General features: G+C 64.2%; 23 protein-coding genes. 8 read left to right on the top strand and 15 right to left on the bottom strand.

All coding sequences use genetic code 11. The features are described 5' to 3' along the window. Positions 1 to 58 precede the first annotated feature (58 nt). The gene (locus AYX22_RS21035) at positions 59 to 700 is read left to right on the top strand and encodes a TetR family transcriptional regulator (protein ID WP_207595403.1); all 642 of its coding nucleotides are present in this window, start codon (positions 59 to 61) and stop codon (positions 698 to 700) included. A gap of 231 nt (positions 701 to 931) precedes the next feature. Beyond that, a complete protein-coding gene (locus tag AYX22_RS21030; protein ID WP_207595402.1) occupies positions 932 to 2,317 on the top strand; it encodes a serine/threonine-protein kinase in 1,386 nt (461 codons plus the stop codon). Between the two features lie 49 nt (positions 2,318 to 2,366). Here the strand turns inward: AYX22_RS21030 and AYX22_RS21025 are convergent, their stop codons facing one another. Continuing rightward, complete coding sequence (locus AYX22_RS21025; protein WP_207595401.1) at positions 2,367 to 3,596, bottom strand: GAF domain-containing sensor histidine kinase; 1,230 nt, start codon at positions 3,594 to 3,596, stop codon at positions 2,367 to 2,369. Between the two features lie 78 nt (positions 3,597 to 3,674). Between AYX22_RS21025 and AYX22_RS21020 the strand changes: the two genes are divergently transcribed. Together AYX22_RS21020 and AYX22_RS21015 are read left to right on the top strand one after the other, a co-directional pair. Beyond that, positions 3,675 to 5,084 carry an MFS transporter gene (locus AYX22_RS21020; protein ID WP_207595400.1) on the top strand — a complete coding sequence of 470 codons (1,410 nt, stop codon included), beginning with the start codon at positions 3,675 to 3,677 and terminating at the stop codon, positions 5,082 to 5,084. A gap of 150 nt (positions 5,085 to 5,234) precedes the next feature. Beyond that, complete coding sequence (locus tag AYX22_RS21015; protein WP_207595399.1) at positions 5,235 to 5,612, top strand: STAS/SEC14 domain-containing protein; 378 nt, start codon at positions 5,235 to 5,237, stop codon at positions 5,610 to 5,612. 116 nt (positions 5,613 to 5,728) lie between these two features. Here AYX22_RS21015 and AYX22_RS21010 read toward each other — a convergent pair whose 3' ends face one another. From AYX22_RS21010 to AYX22_RS20945, 14 genes are all read right to left on the bottom strand, one after another. Continuing rightward, entirely contained in the window at positions 5,729 to 6,733 is a 1,005-nt protein-coding gene (locus AYX22_RS21010; protein ID WP_207595398.1) for a hydroxyacid dehydrogenase, read from the bottom strand. Further along, positions 6,730 to 7,641, bottom strand: coding sequence for a carbohydrate ABC transporter permease (locus tag AYX22_RS21005; protein ID WP_207595397.1), 912 nt, complete (start codon positions 7,639 to 7,641; stop codon positions 6,730 to 6,732). The genes AYX22_RS21010 and AYX22_RS21005 overlap by 4 nt, the downstream gene beginning before the upstream one ends. Further along, complete coding sequence (locus AYX22_RS21000) at positions 7,638 to 8,618, bottom strand: sugar ABC transporter permease (RefSeq protein WP_278251941.1); 981 nt, start codon at positions 8,616 to 8,618, stop codon at positions 7,638 to 7,640. The genes AYX22_RS21005 and AYX22_RS21000 overlap by 4 nt, the downstream gene beginning before the upstream one ends. 60 nt (positions 8,619 to 8,678) lie before the next feature. After that, positions 8,679 to 9,992, bottom strand: coding sequence for a sugar ABC transporter substrate-binding protein (locus AYX22_RS20995; protein ID WP_207595396.1), 1,314 nt, complete (start codon positions 9,990 to 9,992; stop codon positions 8,679 to 8,681). Positions 9,993 to 10,133: 141 nt separating this feature from the next. Next, positions 10,134 to 11,237: a substrate-binding domain-containing protein gene (locus tag AYX22_RS20990; protein ID WP_207595395.1), complete on the bottom strand. Its 1,104-nt coding sequence runs from the start codon at positions 11,235 to 11,237 to the stop codon at positions 10,134 to 10,136. A gap of 78 nt (positions 11,238 to 11,315) precedes the next feature. Further along, positions 11,316 to 11,678, bottom strand: coding sequence for a hypothetical protein (locus tag AYX22_RS20985; protein ID WP_207595394.1), 363 nt, complete (start codon positions 11,676 to 11,678; stop codon positions 11,316 to 11,318). Then, entirely contained in the window at positions 11,675 to 12,310 is a 636-nt protein-coding gene (locus tag AYX22_RS20980) for an Asp23/Gls24 family envelope stress response protein (RefSeq protein ID WP_207595393.1), read from the bottom strand. The genes AYX22_RS20985 and AYX22_RS20980 overlap by 4 nt, the downstream gene beginning before the upstream one ends. Continuing rightward, a complete protein-coding gene (locus tag AYX22_RS20975; protein ID WP_207595392.1) occupies positions 12,307 to 12,891 on the bottom strand; it encodes an RNA polymerase sigma factor in 585 nt (194 codons plus the stop codon). Before AYX22_RS20975 ends, AYX22_RS20980 begins: the two co-directional genes overlap by 4 nt. A gap of 81 nt (positions 12,892 to 12,972) precedes the next feature. Next, positions 12,973 to 13,203: a CsbD family protein gene (locus tag AYX22_RS20970; RefSeq protein ID WP_207595391.1), complete on the bottom strand. Its 231-nt coding sequence runs from the start codon at positions 13,201 to 13,203 to the stop codon at positions 12,973 to 12,975. A 76-nt stretch (positions 13,204 to 13,279) separates the two neighbouring features. Beyond that, positions 13,280 to 13,921: a hypothetical protein gene (locus AYX22_RS20965; protein ID WP_207595390.1), complete on the bottom strand. Its 642-nt coding sequence runs from the start codon at positions 13,919 to 13,921 to the stop codon at positions 13,280 to 13,282. Continuing rightward, positions 13,918 to 14,499 carry a hypothetical protein gene (locus tag AYX22_RS20960; protein WP_207595389.1) on the bottom strand — a complete coding sequence of 194 codons (582 nt, stop codon included), beginning with the start codon at positions 14,497 to 14,499 and terminating at the stop codon, positions 13,918 to 13,920. The genes AYX22_RS20965 and AYX22_RS20960 overlap by 4 nt, the downstream gene beginning before the upstream one ends. Continuing rightward, positions 14,496 to 14,873 (bottom strand): hypothetical protein, encoded by a 378-nt coding sequence (locus AYX22_RS20955; RefSeq protein ID WP_207595388.1) that lies wholly within the window; start codon positions 14,871 to 14,873, stop codon positions 14,496 to 14,498. Before AYX22_RS20955 ends, AYX22_RS20960 begins: the two co-directional genes overlap by 4 nt. Next, positions 14,870 to 15,061, bottom strand: coding sequence for a DUF2273 domain-containing protein (locus AYX22_RS20950; protein WP_207595387.1), 192 nt, complete (start codon positions 15,059 to 15,061; stop codon positions 14,870 to 14,872). The genes AYX22_RS20955 and AYX22_RS20950 overlap by 4 nt, the downstream gene beginning before the upstream one ends. Next, positions 15,058 to 15,558 carry an Asp23/Gls24 family envelope stress response protein gene (locus AYX22_RS20945; protein WP_207595386.1) on the bottom strand — a complete coding sequence of 167 codons (501 nt, stop codon included), beginning with the start codon at positions 15,556 to 15,558 and terminating at the stop codon, positions 15,058 to 15,060. The genes AYX22_RS20950 and AYX22_RS20945 overlap by 4 nt, the downstream gene beginning before the upstream one ends. Before the next feature lie 186 nt (positions 15,559 to 15,744). Here AYX22_RS20945 and AYX22_RS20940 point away from each other — a divergent pair, with 186 nt between their 5' ends. The 4 genes from AYX22_RS20940 (at position 15,745) to AYX22_RS20925 (ending at position 19,269) form a co-directional block, all read left to right on the top strand. Continuing rightward, entirely contained in the window at positions 15,745 to 16,023 is a 279-nt protein-coding gene (locus AYX22_RS20940) for a hypothetical protein (RefSeq protein ID WP_207595385.1), read from the top strand. Positions 16,024 to 16,120: 97 nt separating this feature from the next. Further along, the gene (locus AYX22_RS20935) at positions 16,121 to 18,022 is read left to right on the top strand and encodes a DUF2264 domain-containing protein (RefSeq protein WP_207595384.1); all 1,902 of its coding nucleotides are present in this window, start codon (positions 16,121 to 16,123) and stop codon (positions 18,020 to 18,022) included. 119 nt (positions 18,023 to 18,141) lie between these two features. Then, complete coding sequence (locus AYX22_RS20930) at positions 18,142 to 18,330, top strand: hypothetical protein (RefSeq protein ID WP_207595383.1); 189 nt, start codon at positions 18,142 to 18,144, stop codon at positions 18,328 to 18,330. Between the two features lie 138 nt (positions 18,331 to 18,468). Beyond that, on the top strand, positions 18,469 to 19,269 hold the full coding sequence (locus AYX22_RS20925; protein WP_207595382.1) for a DUF1206 domain-containing protein: 801 nt from the start codon (positions 18,469 to 18,471) through the stop codon (positions 19,267 to 19,269). Positions 19,270 to 19,317: the final 48 nt, after the last annotated feature.

Here is a 19,317-nt window from a genome sequence, read left to right as displayed (position 1 = left end):
GTGCTATTGGTCATGCGACCAACGTGCTATTGGTCACTAATCCAATAGACTGAGGAGCATGGTGTCAAGCCCCACATCCCAACGCGTTCGAAAATTACCCGGCGAGCGCCGTGCCGAAATCCTCGCCGAGGCCGCGTCGATTGCCCTGAGTGAGGGGCTCGAGCGGATAACCCTCCGCGCTGTCGCGGACCGATTGGGTGTGCGACCCGGCCTGATCAGCCACTACTACCCCGCTGCCGAGGATCTGGTGGTCGCAGCCTTTGTTCTGGCGGTATCGGAAGAGCGGGAAGAGTTGTTTCCCGACGGCGGAACGCCGCTCGCCCGGATGGCCCACCTGATTTCCCGCATCGAGGGCGGCGGCGCCTTGGAGCTCACCCGGCTTTGGCTCAATGCGAGGCACCTCTGCCGCTTCACGCCAGCGTTGGCGGATGCCATGCTGGCCCAGGAATATCTGGACCGGACACGGCTTACAACCCTCATTGAGCATGGCGTGACGTCCGGTGACTTCGTCGTGGATGACCCCTTCGCGGCCTGCATCCGGATCTGGGTGGCGATCGACGGTGTCGGCTCCTACGTCAACAACCCCGGAACCTTCGACTATGAAGCGTTCACTCGGTTCGTCGCCGATGTTGCCGAATGGTCCCTTGGCGTGCCCGCGGGAACGCTGCGGGCGGCGGTGGATCAGGTGCGCGAGGCCTGATTCCCGCCGTAACGCAGCACTCCGCATTGTCCTTCCAGCTCCTTAATCAGTATCCTGATGACTTATCTGGTGAAACCGGATGATGCTGTTCGGGCTCCTTGCCTGGGCCGCACGTGGCTGAAGCAGTCGGCCGCGCGGCCATCGTGAAAGTTTGATTGACGGCATTGCTTGGTGACGCAAGGACAGCGTTTGGGTCCGGGGCTCCAGGTTTGCCTGAAGGACGTGACATTCGTGGGCACCATTGACGAGGCTGTGGACTCCCCCGTCCCTGATTCCATTGACGACACACTTGACGGCCGCTACCAGCTGGGGCCCGTCCTTGGCCGTGGCGCCATGTCGGCTGTCTACCGTGCGACAGATCTGCTGCTGGGCCGCGAGGTGGCCATCAAGATCTTCCTGCCCGGCTCAGGCGACGAGTCATTCCGGGCCCGCCAGGAAAACGAGATGCGGCTCCTCGCCGCCTTTGACCATCCAGGGCTCGTGGCCGCATTCGATGCCGGCGTGGACACCAGGAACGACGAAGAGCGCGCCTATCTGGTCATGGAACTGGCGGAAGGCCGGGACCTGCGGGCCGTGCTGTCGGATGGACCGCTCACCGTTCCTGAGACCGCCCGCATAGGGATCCGGTTGGCCGGGGCGCTGTCCCAGGTTCACAAGCAGGGCGTCATCCACCGTGACATCAAGCCTGCCAACATTCTGGTATCCGACGACGACGCGCTGGGGGAGTCGGTGAAGTTGGCGGACTTCGGCGTGGCGCTGGTGATGAACGACAACCGCCTGACCGCCACCGGATTCACCGTGGGCACGGCACAGTACCTGAGTCCCGAACAAGCCCAGGGTTTGCATCTGACACCGGCGAGCGACATCTACTCTCTGGGCCTGGTGCTCCTTGAATGCCTCACCGGCAAGGCAGAATACCCGGGGACGCCCATCGAAACGGCATCAGCGCGCCTGCATCGCGCGCCACAGGTCCCCATGGAATTGCCCGCCCCGCTGAGGGAGCTCCTGGAAGCCATGACGGACATGGATCCCGATAAGCGTCCCAGCGCCCACCATGTGGAACAGTCACTGGCCAAAGAAGGCATCCAGTCCGGCCGCAGGACTGCGTTGCTGCCGACCGTGCTTCCGACCGTGCTTCCGAAGCGTCCGCTGCGTTCGTCGACCCGGAAGCAGGCGACGGTTACCAGCATCCTTGACTTCGGCAGGCGCCGGCCCAAGACGGTCAGGGGTGTCGCAGCAGCCGCCGTCACCATCCCGCTGGCGCTGCTGATTTTCTCGCAGGGGATCAATCCGTCCGGCAACAACACTGCCGATCCGTCACAGCCCGCTGATCCCGGCGTATCGCAGGCCGAGCCGCAGCCAAGCAGTCCTGCCGCCCCGGCCGCGCCCGTGGATCCGGTAATCGCGGATCCGGTCCCTGCGGAGACTGCGCCAGGTGGGAGCGTGCAGGCGGAAGTGGTGGACCTCTCGGAGGCAACCCGCCCGGAGCAGGTTCCAGCGCCCGCCAACCCGCCCGCCGTTGAGCAGGCGCCCCTCACGGGCAAGGACCTCGCAGGCCAGAAAAGCGAGGGCAAGAACGACAAGAAGTCCGAGAACAGCAAGGGCAACGGGAAGTAGTCCAAGCGCTGGTGGCCAACGCACGACGGCGACCTGCCGCCGTCGTGCATCAACTTCCGGAGGGAAAGCTCACTGCCACGGTGGTTCCGCCGCCCGGGGTTTCCGCGAGGGTGAGGTCGCCTCCGTGGGCTTTGGCGATGCTGCTGCAGGTGGCCAGTCCCAGGCCGGAACCCGGGCCATCGCCCTGCCTCCGCAGGCGTACCAACGGTTCCAGGACCTTGGCGCGGTCCTCGGGGGCGATCCCCTTGCCGTTGTCCGCAACGTAGATGGTGGCCCCATGGTAGTTGGAAACGCCGCTGATCCGGATGCGGAGGTCGCGGTCCGGGCTGCGGTAGTTCATGGCGTTGGACAGGAGGTTCTGCAGCAGGGTGCGGAGCTGGCCGCGGTCCGCGTGGAGCCCGAGCTCCTGGACCTCCACGATGCCGTCGTTTTCGATGCCAAGGTCCCGGGCAACCTCCTGGGTGACCTCGTGCAGGGAGACGTTGGTGGGCTGGATGCCACCGCCCACGCGGGAGTAGCTCAGGACATCTTCGAGCATCCCGAGCATCCGGCGGCCGCTGGCACCGATGCGGTCCAGGTACCGCGCAGCAGTGCTGTCGGGTTCCACGTCCGGATCATCCTCCACCAATTCCACGTAGCCGAGGATGGTGGTCAACGGGATGCGGAGATCGTGGCTGACGCGGCCCGCAAATCCGGCGAGTTTGGCGTTGCTGTCCCTCAACTCGGTGTAGGTGCGGTCCAGCTGGACGGTGCGGTGCTGCAGCTCGAGCAACTCCACTACTTGCTTGGCCAGGACCTCCAGCATGCTGACCTGTTCGGGGCGGAGCTCCTGGGTCTTATCAGAGAAAACACACAGGGTCCCGGGGACGAACCCGGACTCTGTTTGCAAGGGAACCGAGGCATAGAAGCGGACTTTGCCGATTTCCCCGGTGACAAAGGGATTGTCCGCGAAGCGCGGATCCTTGGATGCGTCCGCCACCACCGTCCTCTCGCGGGAGAGGAAAACCTTGGCACACATGGAGTCTTCGCGGGAGCAAACCCCCGGGTCCACGCCCCAGGCCCCTATCTGGTGCTGGTACTCGGCGCTGATGATGTTGACCACGCCAAACGGCGCCCCGCACAGCTCCGTGGCCAGCCTCACGAGGTTCTGCAAGGCGCTCATGACGGCGGCATTGGGCAGGAGCGTCGAATCCATGGCGGGGTCGAGGCCGTATTCCTGGAGTTCCAAGTCCCTGCCGGCGTCCTTGGTGAAGGACAGCTGCCCCTGAATTTCCGTCATAAAAACAATCCCCCCAGCGTCTCGTGAATTCCCTGCCGATACTACCGGGAGGTTGGACCCGGTGGTTTACTGGAACGCATGACCGAGCAGGAACCGGCCACCGCCGCGTCTACTGACAGCATCGATCTCTCCCTACGGACCCCGGCACAAAGATCCCGCACGTTCACCGGGATCCTGGTCAATACAGCCATGGCCAACATCACCACGAGCTATCTCTGGTTCGCGTTGACCTTTTGGGTGTACCTGGAGACCCGCAACGTCATTGCCACGGGGGTAATCGGCGGCGCCTACATGCTGTTGATTGCCCTCTCCAGCATCAGCTTCGGAACCTTCGTGGACCGTTACAGGAAATTGGCCGTGATGCGGTTCGCCGCCGCGTTCACCCTGGTGATGTTCGTGCTGTCAGGGGTCATGTTCCTCCTGACACCGGAGGAAGCCCTGCTTGACCTGACACAGCCCTGGTTCTGGATCTTCACCATGATCATCCTGATCGGCGCGGTGGTGGAGAACATGCGCAACATCGCACTGTCCACCACGGTCACCATCCTGATAGAGCCTGACCGCCGGGCCAACGCCAACGGGCTGGTGGGTATGGTGCAGGGGCTCATGTTCATTGTTACCTCGGTGCTGTCCGGGTTGTCCGTGGGGCTGCTGGGCATGGGGTGGACCGTGGTTGTCGCCCTGGTGCTTACGGCGTTGGCCTTCGGACACCTGCTGACGCTGCGCCTGCCGGAAGAAGTACGGGCAGCCGCCTCCGACGCCGAAGGTGGATTCGACCTGCGCGGCTCTTGGGCTGCCGTTATGGCAATTTCCGGACTGTTCGCACTGATTCTCTTCTCCACGTTCAACAACTTCATCGGCGGCGTCTACATGGCGCTGATGGACCCCTACGGCCTGGAAATGTTCTCCGTGGAGATGTGGGGAACCGTCTTCGCGATAGGAGCCACCGGGTTTGTGGTGGGCGGCGCGCTGATCGGCAAGTTTGGCCTGGGACCCAACCCCTTGCGGACCATGCTCATCGCGGTGGGGCTGATGGGCCTCATCGGTGCCGTGTTTACGCTGCGGGAATGGGCCTGGCTCTACATCGTGGGGATCTGGCTGTACATGGCGTTGGTTCCGGTAGTGGAAGCAGCCGAGCAGACAGTTATCCAGAAGGTGGTTCCGCTGCCCCGCCAAGGAAGGGTGTTCGGCTTCGCCATGGCATTCGAGTCGGCGGCCGCACCCATCACCGCCTTCCTCATTGCCCCGATCGCCCAGTTCTGGATCATCCCCTACGCCCGTTCGTCCGAGGGGGCAGCACAACTGGAACCGCTGCTGGGTGAGGGCATTTCCCGTGGTATCGCCTTGGTATTCCTGGTGGCCGGCCTCATCATGATTGCCGTGGCGCTGCTTGCCTTCCTGACCCCGGTCTACCGGCGTGTCTCGGCCTCGTATGCGCAGACAGCATCGGAGGAACCCGAGAACGCGGACTCTTCAGCGGCAGGTTGAGGTGTTGATTCCGCCTGACTGACCCGAAACCAGGGCAGACGAGCACCCAAAGATCACTCTTTTCGGATGAGAGGGCATGATTGTCCCTGGGTGCAGGGTTGAGTCAGACCGTGGCGCCGGGGGCAGCGCCACAGAGAGGGAGGTGCTTCCATGGAGGAGAAGGATCCCTGCGACTACGTCATTGGCTTTGAACCGGACGACGTGATGTTTTTGGTGTGGAATTCCGGGGTCCGCATCGAAGCTGCCAACGCGCGGGCCGCCGTCGAGGCTGTGAACGACCTCGCCGCAGGCAGCAGGTACCCCCTCTTGGTGACCATGGCCGAGACCGCGCATCTTAGCCGCGCAGCCCGCGACGTCTTTGTTGAACCCTGCGCTGCCTCGAGGATTGCTTTGCTGGGGAACAATCCCGTGGACCGCATGCTCGCCGACTACCAATTGGCCGTCCAAGAACCGCCCTGCCCCACGCGCTTTTTCACCTCCCACACGGAAGCTCTCTCCTGGCTCCGGGAAACCTCCGAGGGGTCTTAAAGCGCCCAACGCCTAGCCAAGAATGACGCGCGCTGAGCCGGCCACCAGCAAAAGCGGCAAACGCACGACGGCGGGAGGCCGCCGTCGTGCGCTGTTTCGGTTGCGCTGTGGTGCGGTCAGGCTGTGAACGCCAGGTCTTCCAGCCTCACCGGGAACCTCAGCGTTTCCCCGCGGGACAACCGCAGGGCCTCGTTCACGGCGCTCGCCGCCATGCGCTCCAGCTCGTTGCCCAGCGACCCCGCCACGTGCGGGGTGAGCAGCACGTTGGGATGCGTGTAGAAGCGGGATTCGGCGGGCAGCACCCACGGGGTGGTCACGTCCAGGACCGCGTAGAGGTCGCCGCGTTCTATCCGTGCGAGCAGTGCATCCTGGTCCACCAGTTCGCCGCGGGAGGTGTTGATGAACGTGGTGCCCCGCTGCATCCGCTCGATCAACCCCGCGTCCATGAGGTTCCTGGTGGAGGGCAACGACGGCGCATGGAGGCTGACCACATCGCTGCCTGACACCAGCTCCTCCAAACTGACGAGCCCGACGCCGAGGACGGCCGCTTCCTCGGGGGAGAGGTAAGGGTCGGCCACCACTACCTCCAGCTCGTACGGAGCCAGCAGCCTGATCACGTGCCGGCCGATCTTCGAGGCCCCAATGATGCCGACCCGCTTCCGGTAGTTGCCCATGTCCGGGAAGAGTTGCTCAGCCAGGACGTCGGTCCGGGTGGTGTGCAGGGCGCGGGCGATCTGGAGGACGCGCTTGTTGGCGAGGATGATCATGGCCACGGTGTACTCGGCCACCGGGATGGCGTTGGCGTCCGCGGCGGAGCTGACCTGGATGCCCCGTTCCCAGCAGGCGTCACCGATGTGGTGTTTGACGCTGCCCGCGGCATGCAGGACATAGCGCAGCCGGGGTGCGGCATCCAGGACGGTGTGGTCGATCATCGGACACCCCCAACCGGTGATGAGGATATCGGCCTCCGCCAATACGGCGCGGCCTTCCGCAGTGGTGAAGTCCTGAATGGGGTCACGGCTCAGCAGCGTCAGTGCTGGCTCCAGGGGATCCAGGCTCCTGGGCGGAAACACCGCCCGTGCTGTGTGGGACGGCATGGCCAAGGCAACGTTCAAGGTCACTTGACGCTCCCTGCTGTGAGGCCGGACTTCCAGAACCGCTGCAACATGACGAACGCGAGCAGCAGCGGGATGATCGAGAGCAAGGAACCGGTAATGACCATGGGTGTGAATTCGGGCTGGGGGATGGAATAGCCCTGCCAGATGGAGATACCCACACTGACGGGCAACAGCTTCTGGTCCTGGAGCATCACCAGCGGGAGCATGAAGTTGTTCCAGACGCCCACAAACTGGAACAGGGCGATAGTGATGTACCCGGGCATCATCATGGGAAGGCCCAAGGAGAAAAAGGACCGGATGGGCCCGGCTCCGTCAACGCGGGCTGCCTCCAGGGTCTCGGCAGGAACGTAGGCCGCCGAATACACCCTGGCCAGGTACACCCCGAACGGGTTGCAGAGCACCGGGATGAGGATGGCCCAGATGGTGTTGGTGATGCCGAAAACGGAGGCCAAGAGATACATGGGCAGAACCGTGGCCGTGTTGGGAATCAGCACGCCCACCAAGACGATCCCGAAGAACGAATCCTTGCCGCGGAACTGGAATTTGTCGAATGCGTAACCGGCCATGACGGAGATGAGGCCGCCAAGAATTGCTCCGAAGGCGGCGTAGAACATGGAGTTGGCCATCCAGCGGAGGAACATCCCGCCGTCCTGGTTCACGACCGCCAGGACGTTCTCGAAGAAGGCCGGTTCACCAAAAGCGTAGGCGGCTGTTCCGTAGAGATCCGCAGTGTTTTTGGTGGAGGCGAAGAACAGCCACACCACGGGAAGCACCATGTAGGCGCAGCCCAGGATGAGCAGGGCATTCACGGTGAACGTGCTCGCGAAGCCGCCGTTGCGGGCGTGCCGGCGCCTGCCCTGTGACGGCGCGGGGGCTTCGGCTGGGGTCCGGGACATCGTGGAGGTGCTCATGCTGTGTTCTTTGAACTGAAGCGGGTCACGGCCCAGGACAGGACTGCGGCTATGAGCGCGATGATGATGGAGGCAGCCGCGGCCTGGTTGAGGTTGTGGCGGTTGAACGCGGCGTCGTAGGCCCACATGTTGGGCACCCACGTGCTGGTTACTGATGCCGTGGCCTTGGAGATGATGTTCGGCTCGGTGAAGAGCTGCAGCGTGCCGATCACGGTGAAGAGCATGATCACGCTCAGCGCCGGGAGGATCAGAGGCAGCTTGATGCTCATGGCTGCACGGATCTCCCCTGCGCCGTCCACACGGGCAGCTTCCAGGATTTCCCGGGGCACTGCCTGCAGGGCAGTGAAGAGCACAATGACGTTGTAGCCCGTCCACTCCCACACGGCGATGTTCACGATGGACGGCAGGATCAGCTGGTTGTCCAGGAAGTTCAGCGAGATTCCGCCGGTTTCCAGGACTGAAACGATCGGGCTGACTCCGGGTGTGTAGAGGTAGGCCCAGATCAATGCGGCGATGACGCCGGGCACTGCGTGGGGGAGGAAGACGAGCAGTTGGAACAGTTTCCTGGCCCGCGCGACGGCCGAATCCAGCAGCAGCGCAAATGCCAGGGCGCCGCCCATCATCAAGGGGATGTAGAGCAGGCAGTACAGGACAAGGCGTCCGATGCCGCCAACGAAGCTCTCGGACTGCAGGACCTGGACGTAGTTTTCGAAGCCCACAAACGCGGTCTTGGCCTCACCGAAGCCGAGCCCGGACTTCTGCTGGGCGAAGAAGCTGAGCACCATCGCGTAGATCACTGGCGCAACCATGGCGAGGGCAAAAATGGTGAAGAACGGCGTCAGGAACAGTGCAGCCGTCCGGCCCCCGGTTCCGGACATTGCACGGGGTTTCTTCGGGTTTCGAGGCTCGACGGCGTTGGCTGCCTTGGGCAGTGTGGGTGAAGTAGTTGCTGTGGACGGTGTGGCACGGTCGGCCATGATGATTCTCCTCGCTGGCAGGGCGGCTCCGTAAGTGCGGAGCCGCCCCACTGTGCGGGCCTACTCCTTGACGGAGAGGCCGTTCTGCTTGAGCCCGGCCACTGTGGCGTCCTGGGCGGTATCGACGGCGTCCAGGACCTTGCCGCCGCTGGTCAGCGTGCCGTAGGCGTCCTTGAGCGCGGTGTTGGTGATGTCCCAGTTGGGACCCCACTGCCAGCCCGGCGTGATGGTGGAATATGCCTTGTCGAAGACCTCGTAGATGTCGTTGCCGAAGTAGCTGGCATCGAAGGCCTTCTGCGCCACGGGGGTCAGGCCCGGGTAGGCAAGGAACGCAGAGCCGGTGTTGCCGCGGGCAGAGATGGCCTCTTTGCTGGTGGCAAGGAACTCGATGAATTTCGCCGCGGCGGCCGGATTCTTGCTGCTCTTGGTGATGTTGAAGCTGGAGCCGCCGTAGAACGCGTCCGCCGGAGTGCCCCAGTTGGGCACCTCGGCAGCGATCCACTGACCCTTTTGGCCGCTGGCCTCCGTCCGCTTCTGGATACCGGTGGCGCTCCAGTTGGCACCCAGGACTCCGACGACGGCGCCGCTCGCCAGGTCTGCGGACCATTCGTCACTGAAGGACTGCTGGACTTTGACGATCTTCTGGTCGATAAGCTTCTGCCAGTACGTGGCGACTTTCCGGGTGGCTTCGTCGTTAACACCCACCTTCCAGCTGTCGCCTTCGGTGCCGAACCACTTGCCGCCCGCCTGCCAGGACAGCGCAGCAGTCAGCGCAGCCTCGTTCGGGTTGAAGCTGGCCAAATGCGCTTCGGGGGCAACGGCCTTGAGCTTCTTACCGGCCTCCTCGAACTCCTGCCAGGTCTTGGGAGTGGAGACTCCGGCCTTGTCCAGCATGTCCTTGCGGTACCACATGATCATCGGCGCGGCATCGTAGGGGAGTGCGTAGGTCTGCTCGCCAAACTGCACCAGGGCCTTGGTTTCATCCGTGAGTTTGTCCACGGTTTCAGCCTTGTTGATGTAGCCGTCAAGAGGCTGTAGCTGGCCGTTGCTGACAAATTGGGGCAACTGCGGATATTCGATGGTGGCGACGTCCGGGCCGTTGCCTGCGGTGATGGCAGTGGAGAGCTTGGCATAACCGCCGGCTCCGCCGTTGGGGATGGTTTCAAACGTGACTTTGATCTTGTCCTGGCTGGCGTTGAACGCTTCCGCCACCTTGTCCATACCGGCCATGGAGGACCAGAACGTGATGTTACCGCTGGGGTCTTCCACCGGGGTTGGGGCTGGCGTGGCGGTGGGGGTGCTGCCACAGCCGGTGACGAGTGCAGCGCTGGCCATGAGGCTGGCTGCTCCAAGCAGAAGCTGGCGACGCTTCATTCTGTTCTCCTTTGAAGTTCACGATGCGAAAGTCGTGGTGCTCTGGGGGCACTTTCGGACTAGGCACCATGAAATCCACAAAAGTGAACATCATCAACAAAATGAACAGAAGTAAACAGTCGAATCGCAGGTGTGGGCAGGCTACACCTGCGTGGAGCCGCGCACTTCCAGCGCCGGGGACAGGTTCACCCGTTGCAGCGCGGACGTGCTTCCGCGCCGCGCCCCGATGCGGCTCAGGCACATCACCAAAGCCTGGTGGCCGACGTCGTATTTTGGCGGTGCCACAGCGGTAAGCGGGACGGCGCCGAGGGCGGCGATCTCGTCGTCGTAAGAAACGATAGCGAAGTCCTCCGGCACGCGGATCTGCCGTTCCAGGCAGGCACTGACGAACTGGAGCGCGTCCTCGTCGGTGTGGACAACAGCGGCCGTCACCTCCGCCGATCCGCACCAATCCAGGATCCGGTCCACCAGTTCACGGTGGGCCTGGGGATCGTTTTGGGCGCGGGACATGGCACGCACCATCGAGTCGTCGCGGGCATGTCCGGCACGGTGCATGGCCAGGTGGAAGCCATCGATGAGTTGCGGGGCGGTGGGGCTGTTTTCACGGAGGCAAATGGCGATTTTCCGGTGGCCGAGGCCCAACAAGTGGTTCACGGCGATTTCCGAGCCGCGGACATGGTCGCTCCGCACGGCTTCGAGCCGGCCGTGGTCCAAGGCGTCGTCGATAGACCGTTCCACCACTACCACCGGCACCTCTGCCTCGGCCAGCAGGTCCAGTGTTTCGGTACCTGCCAACGATTGCCCGCTGGGCGTAATGAGGATTCCATCCACGCCGTGTTCGTAGAGCCGCCGCAGCTGCCGCCGCTCTTCCGCGTCTGAATAGTTGGTGACGCCCAGCACCAAGCGGACGCCTGCTTCCTGCGCGGCGGCTTCGGCGCCGCGAATGACGCCCGGGAAATAGTACGACGCCGACGGCACGATCATCCCGATGGTGGCCAAAGGCCGCCTCCCGCCAGGCCGCCAGGACGTGGAGGGCTGCGTAGCGGGTCCTGCCGACGGCTTGCCGCCCACCGGGATGGCGCCGCCGTGGACCCGTTCGAGCAGGCCCTGTTCAGCGAGCACTGCGAGGTCCCGCCGCACGGTCATCCCCGAGGTGCCCAGTTTCGCCGCGAATTCGCTGGCATTGAGGGAACCGTTCAGGGCGAGTTCCCTCAGGATGAGCTGTTGACGATCCTCGGTCAGCATGCAGGTGTCCGCCTATCAAGTTCACTTGTGTTCAGTTTGTTCATTATGAACCAGAACCCGGCTGCGTGGACCCGTCGGCTAACTGCCCAGCTTCACCACGGATATCTCGACGACGGCGGCCCGGGGGAGAAGGTGCCTGCGGATCGCGGCGGCTGCTTCGCGCGTAACAGCCGGAGCAGGACGGGAAGCATCCACGCCAATCCTGACTTTCACTGCCAGTGTGTCGGCGGTCCCGGCCAGGCCGATCAGGGGAAGTGTCTCTCCGGTGACCGCGGCAAGGGCGGCGCCGGCTATGGACTGCCACAACGGCTGCGCGGGATAGACCGAGTGGACCCCTTCTACCGCCTGGACGAGCACGAGCAGTTCCTCAGCCAGGGTGGTTGACGCGGCTGCCGACCCGCCTGAAGGGGAAGTGTTCGCGGCTTTCAAAAACTCCGTCATGGCTGGTCCTCCGTGCTCAGCGGTCCGGTGGTGGCGGGTGTATCTGTGGGCTGGACCGGCGGTGCCGGCGGCTCAAGGACGTCCGTCACGGTGATATTGATGGCTTGGATGTTCAGTTCTGTCTGGGCTGCCAGGGTCCTTGCCAGCTCGTCGCGGAGGGTGGCTGCGCGTTCTTCCATCGGGTGTCCGTACACCACGGCCACTTCCACCTCCACGGTGATGGGGGCTCCCATGGTGGTCACCTCTCCCTGCAGCCGGCATTTGCCGGCGGCTGTTCCAGGGAGTGCATCGGCCACGGACCGGATCAGGGCGGAGATGGCTCCTTCGGATTCCCAGAGCGTGTCATCCGGGTGTTCCGCCTGCAAGGGAATGCTCCGTCCGGGCCGCAGTTCCAGGCGCAGGTTGTCCAGGATGGACTGCATCCAGTCGTCATTGCCTGAGCCCGCGTCTGCTACATCGGACCGGAGCAAATCTCCGCCGAGTTGGGAGAGATGGCGCAAGGAGGCCAACGCGGCCTGGCATTCGGGGCACCTCTCCAGGTGGGCGGGATCATCAATCTGTCCCGTGTCCAGATAGGCACTGAGATCCGCAAGGCTGTGCCCGCATTCGAGGGTGTCGCTGGGGGTGTTCATCGCCATTCCTCCATGGTGCGTGCGAGCGTGATCCGTGCCCGGGCCAACCGGCCGCGGACACTGGCTGGGCTGATGTTCAACGTCAGCGCAATCTCTTCGTAGCTCTGGTCATTGAACTCCTTGAGTACCCAACAGCGTCGTTGTTCCTCGGGGAGTGCGGCCAGTGCGGCCTTGAGGGCTTCCACCCGGGAGGCATTGACTGCGTTGTTTTCCGGATCCTGGGTTCTCGTCCGGGGGCTGTCATCGCGCTGGTTTTCCACGTCGTCCAGATCCATGTGGTGGCGTCGTTTCCTGAGGTGGTCGATGCTGCGGCTGCCAAGGATCCTCAACAGCCAGCCTTTGACGGCGGCAGGCTCCCGGAGGGTGTCCAGCTGTTTCCAGGCCTGCACCAGTGTTTCCTGGACCACGTCATCGGCGTCCGCCAGGCTGCCGGTCAACCGGCGGGCGGTGGCCCGCATCAGAGGGCCGTGGCGACGGGCAAGCGCTTCGAAAGCTGCCGTGTCACCGTCTGCTGCCCGGCCGGCCAGCAAGGCATCCGGAACGAGGTCCAGTTGGTGCTGCGCCACGGGTGAACCAGTCACGTTCTGCCTTCCCAGTGGGGTCGAGGTTAGTGGTGGAAAGGGGCCGGCCCCCCATCGGTAAGGGGCCGGCCCGGGAGGGGCCTACTTCCCGGTGAAACCCTCTTTGAGTTTCCGGGCCGCATCTTTGATGTTGTCTCCGATGTCGGCGGCAGCGTCCTTGACCTTCTCGCCTGCCTGCTGGAGTTTTGCCTGGGCTTGATCGTGCTGGCCTTCGCGCTCCAGTGACTGGTCGCCGGTCAGTTTTCCGGCACCTTCCTTGGCAGCGCCGAGGTGTTCGGTGGCAGCGTTGCTGATCTTGTCGTTGATTCCCATGGTGTTCCCTTTTCTTTCAGTGCGCGTGCTCTGTGGTGCCGCGCAGGTTTGAGTGGAGAGAAGTGCGTTCCAGCGGTTAACGTGCACGTCGGGATCCTGACACCTGGGTTCGGGCGCCGCTGGTAATTCGGATCAGGACGGGGATGGGATGTCCCAGCAGGGCATCTATTTCGCGGATGAGTTCTTCGGCGGTGTCGGCAAGTTCGCGTGGCGAGCTTCCCTTGCGGGCTTCCACGCGGAGCCGGAGGGCGGTTCCCCGCCGTGACTCCCACGCCGAAACGGACGTGGCAAGGACGTCGCGGTTCCCGCCTAGGGCTTCCCGGAGGGCTCTGGAGACCAGGCTGACATCCACCACTGTCCGGCCCCGGGCCCCGCCTGTCCCCGGGGGGCCGTTGCCTGCGACCGTCCCGTCCAGTTGCTCGGCGAGGCGAGGAGTGCGTCCTCCGCCTTGGGAGGCGAGCCAGGCTGCGTTGAGGGCGATCCCCACAAGCAACACGGCGATTCCTGCCACCAGCCACCAACTCCGGACGGGGTCCGGTAGAGGTGCGGCGCCCACGAGGTTCCTGGCGGATTCGCGGACGGACGATGCCACTGCTGTCCAGGTATCCGCTGCTCCCGGCATGGTGCCAGCTGCAATGACTGCGCCACCGGCTCCCAGCAGTGCAAGGCCCAGGAGCGCAAGCAGGATACGGTTCAGTGCACGGTTTGTTTGCCTCATTGCCCCACTGCTCCTTGGTTCAATACCTGGACATCAGATGAGGTCCGGCGGTCCAGCGCAAAGGCGGCCAGTTCGCCGTCGACCACTGTTGTCACGGACTCAAGGTCCAACGGAACGCCCGACGTCGGACGCACCCGGACGCGTACGGACCGTCCACCGACGGTGGTGGTCACCTGCCCGGGGGCCAGGCCGGCGGCGAGCCGGGTGGTGTTGGAGAGAGCTGCGGCGATCACGTCGTCGTCCACCACCACGGCGGCGCGCCGGCTCGCCAGGGAGCGTCGGGCCTTCCGTCCCCTGCCCACGGCAAGTCCCAGCAACAGCAGGCCCAGAATTCCAAGGCCCGCTCCCGCAGCTGCCATTCCCACCGGGAGTGTGGTGACCGGAAGGTCCACGAGCCACTGGAGCATCTGTGCGGGGCTTGCCAGCAACGCCTGGTCCTTAAGTATCCACAGCACGGCTTCCACTGCGAGCCAGAGGAAGACGACCATGAGGATGCAGGCGGAAAGGATGGACGGAAGAGCCCGCGAAGAGTGCGTTTCCCGACGGATCATCCGCCGTTGGGTTCGGTCCTGGTTCACAGCACGCTCCTTTCCTTGAGTCGTTCCGTGGAGTGTTCCTTGGTACGGGGCTGCTCCTTGGCTCCGGCGAGGCGGATATCCACCCGGCCGATCTCGAGCCCGGTCAGCTCCAGGCCGCGGGACACCAGTTGTGTTCGTGCTGTTTGAGCCTGCTGAAAGACGGTGGCTGTGGTTTTCCGCGGGCCCGGAAGCGGCGCGAGCGACAGCTTGACGGAGAGGCTTACTCCGAGCTTGCCGGCATCGTCCTCCAGCTCGGCTGCCACGTTTCCCGCTCCCACCCGGAACGCCTGGGCGGTGACGGCTTCCAGGGTTTTCCGGAGGGCGTGCTGGGTGATGCGGGTATGTCCGGGGCGGTTCGTTCCGGCGCGGTTCATGATGAGGAGCGCTTGCCCCGCAGTGCATCCAGCACGCCACGCAGGTCAAGCTTTCCCTCGGCGGAACGGCCCAGCACAGCCCCGGCGCCCATGAACAGTGCCGTCAGCAGGAGGCCCCAGAAACCAAAGGCCAACCCTGCCAGGGCCAGGACCGCTCCGATGGCTATGCCGGCGATGGTGGGATTCATGCGACCCTCGGCTCGCGCCCGGCGTCGTCTGCGTCTTCATCCTCGGAAGGAACGTGGATGTCGGTGATGGTGATGTTGACCTCGGTCACTTCCATGCCCACCAGGTCCTCGATGGCGGTGTAGACGGCGTCGCGGGCGTTGTCCGCTACTTCCTGGAGCGGGTGCGGGTACTCAACAACCAGGGTGACATCTACGGCCACCTGGGTTTGGCCCACTTCAACGGTGACGCCCTGGGTGAGGTCCTTCTGGCCCACCTTCTCGCGCAGGTTGCCGATGGCGCGGGCAGCACCGCCGCCGAGGGCGTGGACGCCCGGGATTTCCTGGATGGCGATGCCGGCGATTTTGGCGACGACGCCGTCGGCAACCGTGGTGGCCCCGCGGCCATCCTTGCCCTTATTCAGTGCAGGAGTGGTGGTGTCATGGGCCGCTGTGGGGTTGTCGCCCGCCGTGGTGTTCCTGGCCGGGACATCTGCGGGGGTGTGCGTCTGGATCGTCATGGCGATTGCTCCTGTCCGTTGGTTGCAGCGCTTGTTGTGCGCCGTCATGAATAAGACGTGCAGATGCAGGGATTCCTCACGCTCGAGTTTTAGTGATGTGCATCACCCCCACCGCAACTCGCCAATTTAGCTAGATTCACATATAACTAGTTTGTCGAGACACATTCTTACACGGGAAGGCACCAAGTGACTGCAGTAGTTGTGAGGGAATCGCAAGGTGGAGCTTCCCTCGAAGTAACGCCCCCAGTACTGATCACCGAGGCCGCTACGGCCCGAAGAACCGGAGTGTTGGACGAAGTGTGGACAGCTGCCGCCCGGGTGGAGGGGTTGCAGTGGGAAATGGACCAGGCTGAGGATTGCCTGGTACGGGCCATGCGAAACGCGACGGCGGCGGGAGCAGGCCTTCCGGACCTTGCGATTGCCTCGGGCCTGGGCTTTGCCGACATCGAGCGCCTCATGCAGTAGGCCTGGCGTCGGGTTCACTATTGTTCAACTCGCGTCATGCGAAGGATGGAACTCCTACTGTGGTGGGGCTACTACTACGTGCCCCTGCAGGAGAATCATGGCAACCGCAATCACCATGCCCGCCCCGGATTTTAACCTCAGCCCCATCACGGGCTGGACCCGGGAACACTGGGTAGCCTTCGCTGATCAGCAGTTACTCGCGGTGCGCCCCCACTTCTCCCCGCTGAAGGCGGCCATCCGGCTGGGTGGCCGCCCGTCGTCGTCGGGAGCTGTGTCCGATGGCCTGGAGGGCTTCGCGCGGACGTTCTTGCTGGCGGCCTTCCGGGTGGCGGGGGAGCAGGGCAGCGACCCCTTCGGGCATCTGGACTTTTACCGTGAGGGCCTGCTTCACGGCACGCAGAAGAACGGGCCTGAAGCGTGGCTGCCCATCACCGACCGCTCCCAGCCCATGGTGGAAGCCGCCTCCGTGGTCCTGGGGCTCCAGCTCACCAAGCCCTGGTTGTGGGACACGCTGTCCGCTGCGCAACAGGATCGGGTGGCTGCCTGGCTGCGGGGTTCCTCGCGCAGCACCTGTGTGGACAACAACTGGGTGCTCTTCCAAGTGATGATCGCCGAATTCCTGGCCGGTGCGGGCTTTGAGTACAACGCAGCCCAGATAGGGCATGGCCTGGACAGGCTGGACGACTGGTACGCGGGCGGAGGTTGGTACCGGGACGGAGACAACGACGGCACCGGCGACTTCTTCGACTACTACTGCGGTTGGGCCATGCACTTGTACCCCATCCTGTGGGCCGAGTTTGCTGCCGGCCGGCATCCACAAGCCGATCACCGGCTTGAAATCTCCCGCCGCCGCCTCGCCACCTTCCTGGAGGACCATGTCAGGTTCTTCGGCGCCAACGGTGCCCCGATGTTCCAAGGCCGCTCCCCGATCTACCGTTACGCCGCCGTCGCGCCCCTCTTCATGGGAGAGGCGATCTGCGCAACGCCGCTCGCCCCCGGCCAGACCCGCAGGATCGCCAGCGGTGCAGCAAAGTACTTCCTCGACAACGGAGCCTACGACGACGGCCTGCCGTCACTGGGATGGCTCGGCGCTTTTGAACCGATGACCCAGGAATACTCCGGGCCGGCCTCGCCGTACTGGACCTCCAAGGCATTCGTCGGGCTGCTCCTTCCCGCCGACCACCCGGTGTGGACCGCCGTTGAGGAGCCTTCGCCCCTGGAAGCCGCAGACGGCCTAAAGCATGCCGAAGCCCCCAACTACCTGCTCCACTCCACTGCTGCGGACGGCATCGCCCGCCTCCTCAACCATGGCAGCGACAAGTACTATGCGCCCGGCCCGGATGATCCCCTCTACCGCCGCCTCGCCTATTCAAGCCATACGGCGCCGCTGTTCACGGAGCACCCCGTCGACAACCACTTCGCCCTCCTCAACGATGCTGGGACGCCAAGCCGGCGCTCGCGGATCCACCGGCTGCCTGCGGGGCCGGGGCAAGCAGCCAGTTGGCACGCCCCGGTGTGGAACGATGCCGAGGATCCCGCTGATTCGGACTGGCGCGCCGCGACGGGGACCGCCGCTGCAGGCGGATACGAACTACGGGTGCACGCAGTGGAGGCGCCGGACAGCTCCATCCTCGCGGTCCGGGACGGCGGATATGCGCTCGCGGGTGATCAGCCGATGCCAAGCAGCGGCGTCCTTGCTGACGGCCGGCTGCACACAGCCATCTGGCCGCTCCACGGCTACACGGACAGCGGCACGTATCAGGCCCATGGGGTGTCCCCTTTTGGCGCCTTTGCCAGTTGCCGCTATCTGGAGGGCAGACTGTCCGGGGAGCGCAGCTGTTTCGCCTCCCTGGTGTACCTCGGCGGCGAGCCGCCTGCCTGGGTTCCTCCCGCCGTCGGGCCTCCTCCCGCTTTTGAGCTGTTCGACGACGGCGCCAGCGTCAGCGCCCGCCTCGCCTTGGGCCCGGACCAGGTGCTGGAAGTGGAGTTCGCCCTCTGAAGTGCCGGCCCGGAATCTTGAGCGAATCTTGAGATGACCCGGCGCCCTTCTTGAGGGCTCCGTCCGATGGTTGAAACATCAGCCAACCGCTGACGGAGCTTCCAGGAAGGACCACCCAAATGACTGACCAGATCTCCACCCAGTCCCAGAACGCCAGCGTCGTTCATGACGCCCTGTCAGGCACCGCAGAGGCCGTCCGGCATGCCGGCGAGGTTCTCGGCCAGACGCGTGTGGCCGTCCGTGAGCAGTTCAACCCGCTGGGCGTAGGACTGCGCAGCATCTGGCCGCAGTCGGTGGTCGGTTTCTAGAAGGGTCGTACTGACCCAGAAACCTGGAGCTTTAAAGCGGGCAGGCACCTCCCCCATCCGGGAGGTACCCTGCCCGGCGTCCTTTAAGGGACGATGGATGCAGCTCAATAAATAAGGAGGCTTGTCATCAAGGAAGAGATGAGGAAGGCCGCCGAAGTGGCTGAGGAAGCGTCGAATTCGCAGGCCTTTGCCGCTGTTGCGCGCGGCGGGTATGTGGTCAGCGGAATCCTGCACGTGCTCATTGGCGTCATTGCCCTCCAACTGGCGTTCGGAAGCAGCGGCGAAGCCGATGTCAGCGGGGCCGTGACGTCCCTCGCCAGCCAGCCCTATGGGCCGCTGCTGCTCTGGGCGTGCTTCGCTGCTTGCGCCGCGCTGGCACTGTGGCAACTGGGAAACGCCATCCTTGGCCACCGGAACGGCTCGGACAAGATCACCAAGAAGCTGTCCGCCATAGGGCAGGCGATCGTCTTCGCTGCCCTCGCCACCACCATCGTCTCCTTCATTGCCGGCAAGGGCCAGAACAGCCGGGAGTCCAGCAGTGACTTCACCGTCACGCTCCTCAAGGCCCCGTTTGGGGTGTTTCTGCTGGTCGCCGTTGGTGCCGGCATCGCCATCACGGGAATCGTTTTCGCAGTGCGGGGATTCCGCCGGAAATTCACCAAGGACCTGACGTTGTCCTCCAACAGTTCGGTGAAGAAGTTCCAAATGGGGGTAGGCGTGGTGGGGTACATCGCCAAGGGGATCGCCCTCTTCCTGGTGGGCCTGCTGGTGGTCATCGCGTCGGTGCGGGCCCAACCCGAACAGTCAACCGGGCTCGACGGCGGTTTGAAGGCGCTCAGGGAGCAGCCCTACGGGGTGTACCTGCTGGCTGCCGTGGCAGTGGGGCTGATCGCGTACGGCCTGTTCCTGATGGTCAAGGCGCGAACCCTGCGGACCTAGTTTTTCCGGACTGTTATGGCGGGAAGGGCGGATACGGATTCAGCGGTA

Source organism: Arthrobacter sp. D5-1 (genome assembly GCF_017357425.1).
In the GTDB taxonomy this organism is placed as follows: domain Bacteria; phylum Actinomycetota; class Actinomycetes; order Actinomycetales; family Micrococcaceae; genus Arthrobacter.
This window is presented reverse-complemented; position numbering and strand designations above follow the sequence as displayed.

Bases quoted from the DNA above. Each gene is read 5' to 3' on its own strand.
- AYX22_RS21005 (WP_207595397.1), bottom strand. From the start codon at position 7,641: ATGAGCACCTCCACGATGTCCCGGACCCCAGCCGAAGCCCCCGCGCCG.
- AYX22_RS20930 (WP_207595383.1), top strand. From the start codon at position 18,142: ATGACTGACCAGATCTCCACCCAGTCCCAGAACGCCAGCGTCGTTCAT.
- AYX22_RS20945 (WP_207595386.1), bottom strand. From the start codon at position 15,558: ATGACGATCCAGACGCACACCCCCGCAGATGTCCCGGCCAGGAACACC.
- AYX22_RS20935 (WP_207595384.1), top strand. From the start codon at position 16,121: ATGGCAACCGCAATCACCATGCCCGCCCCGGATTTTAACCTCAGCCCC.
- AYX22_RS20990 (WP_207595395.1), bottom strand. From the start codon at position 11,237: ATGCTGACCGAGGATCGTCAACAGCTCATCCTGAGGGAACTCGCCCTG.
- AYX22_RS21035 (WP_207595403.1), top strand. From the start codon at position 59: ATGGTGTCAAGCCCCACATCCCAACGCGTTCGAAAATTACCCGGCGAG.
- AYX22_RS20985 (WP_207595394.1), bottom strand. From the start codon at position 11,678: ATGACGGAGTTTTTGAAAGCCGCGAACACTTCCCCTTCAGGCGGGTCG.
- AYX22_RS20965 (WP_207595390.1), bottom strand. From the start codon at position 13,921: ATGAGGCAAACAAACCGTGCACTGAACCGTATCCTGCTTGCGCTCCTG.
- AYX22_RS21020 (WP_207595400.1), top strand. From the start codon at position 3,675: ATGACCGAGCAGGAACCGGCCACCGCCGCGTCTACTGACAGCATCGAT.
- AYX22_RS21000 (WP_278251941.1), bottom strand. From the start codon at position 8,618: ATGGCCGACCGTGCCACACCGTCCACAGCAACTACTTCACCCACACTG.
- AYX22_RS20925 (WP_207595382.1), top strand. From the start codon at position 18,469: ATGAGGAAGGCCGCCGAAGTGGCTGAGGAAGCGTCGAATTCGCAGGCC.
- AYX22_RS21015 (WP_207595399.1), top strand. From the start codon at position 5,235: ATGGAGGAGAAGGATCCCTGCGACTACGTCATTGGCTTTGAACCGGAC.
- AYX22_RS20970 (WP_207595391.1), bottom strand. From the start codon at position 13,203: ATGGGAATCAACGACAAGATCAGCAACGCTGCCACCGAACACCTCGGC.
- AYX22_RS21025 (WP_207595401.1), bottom strand. From the start codon at position 3,596: ATGACGGAAATTCAGGGGCAGCTGTCCTTCACCAAGGACGCCGGCAGG.
- AYX22_RS20955 (WP_207595388.1), bottom strand. From the start codon at position 14,873: ATGAACCGCGCCGGAACGAACCGCCCCGGACATACCCGCATCACCCAG.
- AYX22_RS20950 (WP_207595387.1), bottom strand. From the start codon at position 15,061: ATGAATCCCACCATCGCCGGCATAGCCATCGGAGCGGTCCTGGCCCTG.
- AYX22_RS20995 (WP_207595396.1), bottom strand. From the start codon at position 9,992: ATGAAGCGTCGCCAGCTTCTGCTTGGAGCAGCCAGCCTCATGGCCAGC.
- AYX22_RS20980 (WP_207595393.1), bottom strand. From the start codon at position 12,310: ATGAACACCCCCAGCGACACCCTCGAATGCGGGCACAGCCTTGCGGAT.